This window comes from Lyngbya aestuarii BL J (genome assembly GCF_000478195.2).
In the GTDB taxonomy this organism is placed as follows: Bacteria; Cyanobacteriota; Cyanobacteriia; order Cyanobacteriales; family Microcoleaceae; genus Capilliphycus; species Capilliphycus aestuarii.
The window spans coordinates 1-6,318 of record NZ_AUZM01000136.1 but is presented as its reverse complement, the minus strand read 5'-3'; the positions used below and the strand labels follow the sequence as shown (position 1 = coordinate 6,318).

At 39.6% G+C, this 6,318-nt stretch carries 5 protein-coding genes; 1 reads left to right on the top strand and 4 read right to left on the bottom strand.

Annotated elements, in window-relative coordinates; genetic code table 11:
• From M595_RS26710 to M595_RS26695, 4 genes are all read right to left on the bottom strand, one after another.
• On the bottom strand, positions 1 to 2,268 hold a 2,268-nt coding region (locus M595_RS26710; RefSeq protein WP_023069716.1), incomplete at its 3' end, for a chemotaxis protein CheB.
• Positions 2,269 to 2,353: 85 nt separating this feature from the next.
• The gene (locus tag M595_RS26705) at positions 2,354 to 3,886 is read right to left on the bottom strand and encodes a serine/threonine protein kinase (protein ID WP_023069715.1); all 1,533 of its coding nucleotides are present in this window, start codon (positions 3,884 to 3,886) and stop codon (positions 2,354 to 2,356) included.
• Positions 3,887 to 3,922: 36 nt separating this feature from the next.
• On the bottom strand, positions 3,923 to 4,387 hold the full coding sequence (locus M595_RS31970) for a hypothetical protein (protein WP_023069712.1): 465 nt from the start codon (positions 4,385 to 4,387) through the stop codon (positions 3,923 to 3,925).
• Positions 4,388 to 4,449: 62 nt separating this feature from the next.
• Positions 4,450 to 5,400 (bottom strand): SAM hydrolase/SAM-dependent halogenase family protein, encoded by a 951-nt coding sequence (locus M595_RS26695; RefSeq protein WP_023069713.1) that lies wholly within the window; start codon positions 5,398 to 5,400, stop codon positions 4,450 to 4,452.
• A 35-nt stretch (positions 5,401 to 5,435) separates the two neighbouring features.
• On the opposite strand from M595_RS26695, the gene M595_RS26690 reads away from it, so the two are divergent.
• Entirely contained in the window at positions 5,436 to 6,272 is an 837-nt protein-coding gene (locus tag M595_RS26690; protein ID WP_023069714.1) for a DUF3598 family protein, read from the top strand.
• Positions 6,273 to 6,318 lie beyond the last annotated feature (46 nt).

Here is a 6,318-nt window from a genome sequence, read left to right as displayed (position 1 = left end):
AGTAAATTTACTAATTTTTAAACTTTTATCTAAAAAGATGACCCCAATATCGGTACTTTGAAGTAAGTTATTGACATCATTTGAGAGTTCGATCAATTTTTGAATTTGATTTTGATATTCCGTATTAACGGTATAAAGTTCTTCGTTGGTACTTTGGAGTTCTTCGTTTGAAGCGATCAATTCTTCATTGATTGCTTGTTGTTCCTCATTGGTTGTTTCTAGTTCTTCATTCGTCGCCTGCAAGTTTTCACGGGTTTGTTGAAGTTCATCTTCAAGGTGTTGGATCTGTTGAAGTGCGGCTTGATCAAGATGATAGGATTGAGGATGATCGATTAACGCAGAAGGTGACTGAACTTCCTGTTTATTTGTGATAACTAGCATATAAAATTCTTCCTTTTGATCATTACGAGGAAAAAACTGTATTTCTAAATCAACTCGCTGACTGGCTTTGTTTAGATCATAGGAAAGATCAAGATAAGAAATCGTCTTGTGTTCACGTTTAGAGCGATGTAAACCTGTACTTACAGGTATTTTTAAAGATGGATTGATCAAGTCAGTAATCTTTTGACTGAGCTTTCCTTCGCGAAATTCAAGCACTTGTGCGGCATCACTAACAATTTGAAAAAGCTGATAATCGGCATCAACTAAAAAACAGCTACAGTGTGACTTTTTAGCGAAAGCACTAAAGGCAACTTCTAAAATTAAATGGGAATGGTTTTGTTGATTTTGAATATTTTTACTGCGTGGCGATTGTCGAGTGAAGGGCTGACTTGAGCTAATATTTTGAACAGTTAAAGGTAAACGAACATCTCTTTTTTTCTTATAAATTTTGTATTTTTCGTGTAGAGTTATAAACTCTGTTTGTAGATCTCCTAAAGTTTCAGAATACCCTAAAAATAGAATACCTTCGGTTTTGAGAGAAGAATGCAGCACTCGCAGAATTTGTTGTTGAACTTGAGGTTGGACATAGATTAAAATATTACGACAGCTTATTAGATTAATCTGAGTAAACCCTGTATTAATCGAGAGGTTATGGGGTGCAAAAATCAGCATATTCCGTAAATATTGGCTGACTTGAAAAAAGGGGGAATTGAAGATAAAATACTTTTCTAACCGGGTACTAGAAACATGGGTAACAATATTTTCAGGATAAATTCCTTCTGAAGCAAATGCTAAAGCGTTAGCATCAATATCAGTCGCAAAAATTTTGACTTGAATATTTTTGTTGAGACTTTGACAGACTTCATCAATAATCATTCCCATAGAATAGGCTTCTTCCCCGGTTGAACAGGCTGCTACCCAGACTCGAAATTCCGATTGTTCTGGTAGTTGTGTGATTAAATCTGGTAAGACATTTGTTTTTAAATCATCCCAAGCAGGTGCATCTCGAAAGAACTGAGTCACCCCAATCATTAAATCTTCTTTTAATTTTAAACGTTCTTCTGGAGAGGTTTCTAAGTTATTAATATAGTCATTAATATGATCATATTCACTTAACGAACAACGACGCAAAACTCGACGATTAAATGTGGTAGATTTATAGTATGAAAAATCCAGGTTTTCATATTGTTTAAAAAAATTAATAATAGTTTCAAATTGTTCAGGATTTATCCCCAATTCGGGGTTTAAATGCAAACTCAAAGAAGATTTACCCGTTTTGACAATCTCAGTAATACTTTCAGCAAGTTCTCGGGGCGATAGCACTTGATCGACTATACTGTTGAGAATTGCACTTTGAGGCATTCCATCAAATTCTGCTGTTTCTGGAGACTGAACTAGAGTAATTCCCCCCGCTTGATTGATGGCTTGTAGCCCTTTTGTGCCATCACTTCCGGTTCCCGAAAAGATAATTCCAATGGCGCGATCGCCATACTCAACTGCTAATGATTCAAAGAAAATATCAATTGAAAAATTAATCTTAGGGTGTAAAGTTGCTGTGGATCGAGAGATTAAATAAAGTTGTCGCTGTCTAACAATTAAATTATTCTGAGGAGTAATCAAATAAATCGTATTGGCTTCAAGAAACATCCCATCAACAACCCGTCGAACCCTCATAGCAGTATGTCGTTCAAGGAGTTCTTTCATTAAGCTTTTGAAGTCGGGAGATAAGTGCTGAATGACAACAAATGCTGCATTACTATCTGAGGGTAAATGATCAAAGAATTCTTCTAAAGCCTTTAATCCTCCGGCGGAAGCACCAATTCCAACGACATACAATTCTGTTGATGATAATGTCTCTAAACTTGGATTATAATCTTCACTCGACATAGCATTTATCCTAAAATACTCCAGTAATTTTTAAAACATTAATATTTGTTCCCCAAACACTCACAAGAATAAATACAATTGTTTTTTAAGAATCATTGATTTTTTTATTAAATTTTAATATCTTAAGCAAGTTTTTGGAATTTGGGCTAAGTTGAGGAATAGCAGAAGTATGGCTTGTTAGCCAGTCGTTAATCTCTCGTTTTAACCATTCCAATTCCTCAGTTTTTAACTGTTGTCCGAGATGATAAGTTTTGCGTTGGGAGAGAAAAAACATCATCGGTTTGTAAATGGCAATTTCTAACGTCGGGTAAAGTTGACTATTTCCCGCCTTCGTTTGAGTTAAGTTAATATTTTGAATTTCCGAAAGGTTGACAACTTTTCGTTTAGGAAAACCAAGAGATTTCCAACAAATTTCTAAACGACTCTCGTTTAATTCTATCGAAATTCGTTCAAAATAATCAACTCCAGAATTGAGTAGCAAAATCAAGAAAATCAATCCCGCAGGTACACCCACAATTAACAAAATTAGCGGTAAACCTAATAGTGACGAAATTAAATTCAAGCCAATTTTATCCAGAGGAAGTGGTAGTAACCATAGTATCCAACTGGCTAAAGCAACAACAGTCACAATTTGCAGCTTGACAAATGGACGTAAAGATAAAAACTGTTCTCCCCAATTCCAAAGACTTTTTTGAAGTGTTTTTTTACCTGGATGAAGGTATTCTATTGCAAACCGAGACGGAATGTCTATTTTTAAATTATTCTCAGATTTAGCCAACCGAATTCCCGTATTTTCAGGAGACTGTATGGGTGCAGAAATTGAAGCATTGAGGGCAATTAACGCTTGATTTGCATGAGAATAACGGGCGGAAACCGACGGTTGAATTAACTGTTCTAACCAGTTGCAAAATTGGGGTTCAATCGGAGAACAAGCCCGATGTTTAAACTTAATTTGTAGATTGTCTTGCGGTAACTCAGCCGGAGAAATCCCCGTTAAAAGATGAATTAAAGTCGCACCCAACGCATACAAATCCGACGCCGGAACCGCTTCACCGCCAAACTGTTCAATCGGTGTATAACCATACGTTCCAACCACGGTAAACGTCGCACCGGGAGTTCTCGGCTGAATTTGTACACAACCAAAATCAATCAAATGAATATGATTATCCGTTCCCCAAATTAAGTTACTGGGTTTAATATCCCGATGTAAAACGGGTGGATTTAACTGATGTAAATAGTTGAGAATTTCTAAAACTTCTGCCGCAATCCATTGAATTTGTGTCGGTGTAAATTTCTGATGTTTTTCTAATCGTTGTTTCAGTGAAACTCCCGGAACATATTCAGTGACTAAACAAAACCAGGGATTTAAACTATTAATCGCAAAGTAATCTCGATACCGAACTAAGCGGGGATGGTCAAGCTGTTGTAGAATTTGGCCTTCTCGTTCGAGGAGTTTCAAATCATCCCAATCCATTGAACCACTTAAGGCTAACAATTTCACCACGACTTGATCTTTAAACTTCAAGTCTTCCGCTAACCAAGTTTGACGGACAGAATTGCTATTGAGGGCTTCTTGAAGTCGAAAACGAGTATTGAGGACTGTCCCAGTTGATAGCATGAGTTGAGGTCGGTGTGAGAAGTAAGTCTGTTAGCCTCATTGTACCGATATTATGTTCGTTGTTGTGTTGGATGGCAATTTCATTGCTATTTTGAACAGTTGTATAGGTTGTTGGGGGTAAGCGGTTGAATTGGATTCGCTTTTATCAGCTTCAAAAGGGGCAGTATCCCAATAAATATAAACTGATTCTCGGGGCATTCGGAAAATCAATCCTCTCTCCCCTAAACCACTTTGCCGATAAACCGCCTCACCCGACTCATTTTCAAAATTTCCAGGTTGATCTCCGACTGGACTAAATTCGTATCGGGTTCCATTTTCGCGTTGAATAGAGACAAAACCCTGACGTTGGGAAAACGTACACACCTCAGACGCAGAGGCTTTATCTTCTCCTTTGGGATAAAAATCACAGCGAACTTTCACCGTATCCGCCTTTGCTAAAAAGCCAAAATTCATTAATATTAAACCTACAGCAGACAAAAATGTTACTGCTTTTTTTCTCATTAATCTCTCCTTTCCACGATCTTAAAATAACAAGAAATTAATCTTTTAAATTGTATCAAAAATCAGGAATCCGTCAATAAGATCTGAATCCGAGATCCCCATTCTAGCTGTAAAATTGATTGAGCATTGGCTTGATTCGCTGCAATTTCTACCCAACCATGAGAACCCACCAAAGCAATTAAATTCCCCGGTTGAACATCAGCATAGGTGTAACCACCGGGAATAATCCGAGAAACCTGAGACAAAGATTCAATCTCAGAAGCGGTTTTTTTAGAGACTTTATCTTTATTCCCTTTGCCTTTTTTCTTCTTCTTCTCTTTATTTTTATCAGGATTTCCCCCCGAGTCAACGACAACTTCCTTAGCCCCGACCATCGCCACAAACCAGGTTTTTCCCTCAATAAAATGACCAGGAATATTTGTAATTAAATTCCCAAAATGATCAATATGCTGAATACAGCCTTCTATTCCTTCGGGGGTGAAGCTAGACTCTGATAAAATCAAATCGGAGAGGGTAGCCGGATCAATTGGATGCCCGAGTTCTCCGAGGGGAACCCCACTGGCTAAATAAGCACCTGCGGCGGCAAAAATATCCCGACCGTGAAACGTGTTACTGGGTAGGGGAGTCCGCCAATAATCAGGATTGGTCAATTCCACCACCGTAAACTCATCCGGTGTCTGACATTGGGCTAACATCGCCCCCATCGCCCCAGCCAACACCCCATTATCCGGCCCAACCAGGTATCCTGTCGGTAGATCAACAGCGATCGCCCGGCGTTGACTCCCGACTCCCGGATCAACGACAGCCACATGAACCGTTTTTGGGGGAAAATAGGGAACAGCATTCATCAGACAAAATCGACCCGCCCCAATATTTTGAGGGGGAATGTTGTGAGTTAAGTCGATCACCCGTAATTCCGGGTTAATTTGGGCGATCACACCCTTGATCACGCCGACATAGACATCACTCAAACCAAAGTCCGTCAGCAGCGTGACAATTCCAGATAAAGACATGGGGAAACCGTTTGTAGATAGAATGAGGTTCAATTATGCGATCGCAATGGGAAAATTTTCTCAAAAATTTAGGCGAGTGGCAGGGTTCATTTACACAATTTTCCAATCAAGGGGAAATCGTTAAGGATACGCCCAGTATTTTGCAGTTAGAAGCATCTGACGACAACAAAACTGTTTGTCTAACGTTGCGTCGTTTTCCGCCGAGTCCTGATGGTATCACAAAACCCCCCGTTGATGAATTAGTCCGAGAATTTAAGTCTCTGGGGCGAGAGATCTTATTTTTTGAGAATGGGGCGTTTTCTCAAGGGACAATTCAGTTGGCGCCGTTTGCCAAGTCCGGGGCGGAGTTTGGGTTTATGGCGGAAAATCGCCGCTTGCGGTTAGTGGAAATGTTTGATCCAGAGGGAAACTTAGACCAACTGACATTAATTCGAGAAACACGGGCCAATACCGACACCGTTGAACGTCCTCCCCTCAGCGTTGAAGCGTTACTGGGAACTTGGACGGGAGAAGCAATTACCCTTTATCCCGATTTGCGTCCTCCTGATACGTTTTCGACTCAAATGAATCTTCAGTTAGATGATACCAGAAAACTCACCCAAAGTCTAACCTTTGCCAATCAAACGATTAGTTCAACCGCAACAATAAACGGATCAATTCTACAGTTTGACGGGGGTTCTAATATTAAAGTGTATTTGTTACCCGATGGCGCTTCTGCAACCGTTCCCCAACAAGTTAAACTGCGTCAACCCTTCTTTTTTGAGGCGGGATGGGTAGTTAACCCCAACGAACGTCAGCGGTTAATTCGTCGCTACAATGACAAAGGAGAATGGGAAAGTTTAACCTTAGTAACGGAACGGAAAATAAGATAGGGAGGTGGGGTGATGGGGTGATGGGGAGGTGGGGTGATGGGGTGAT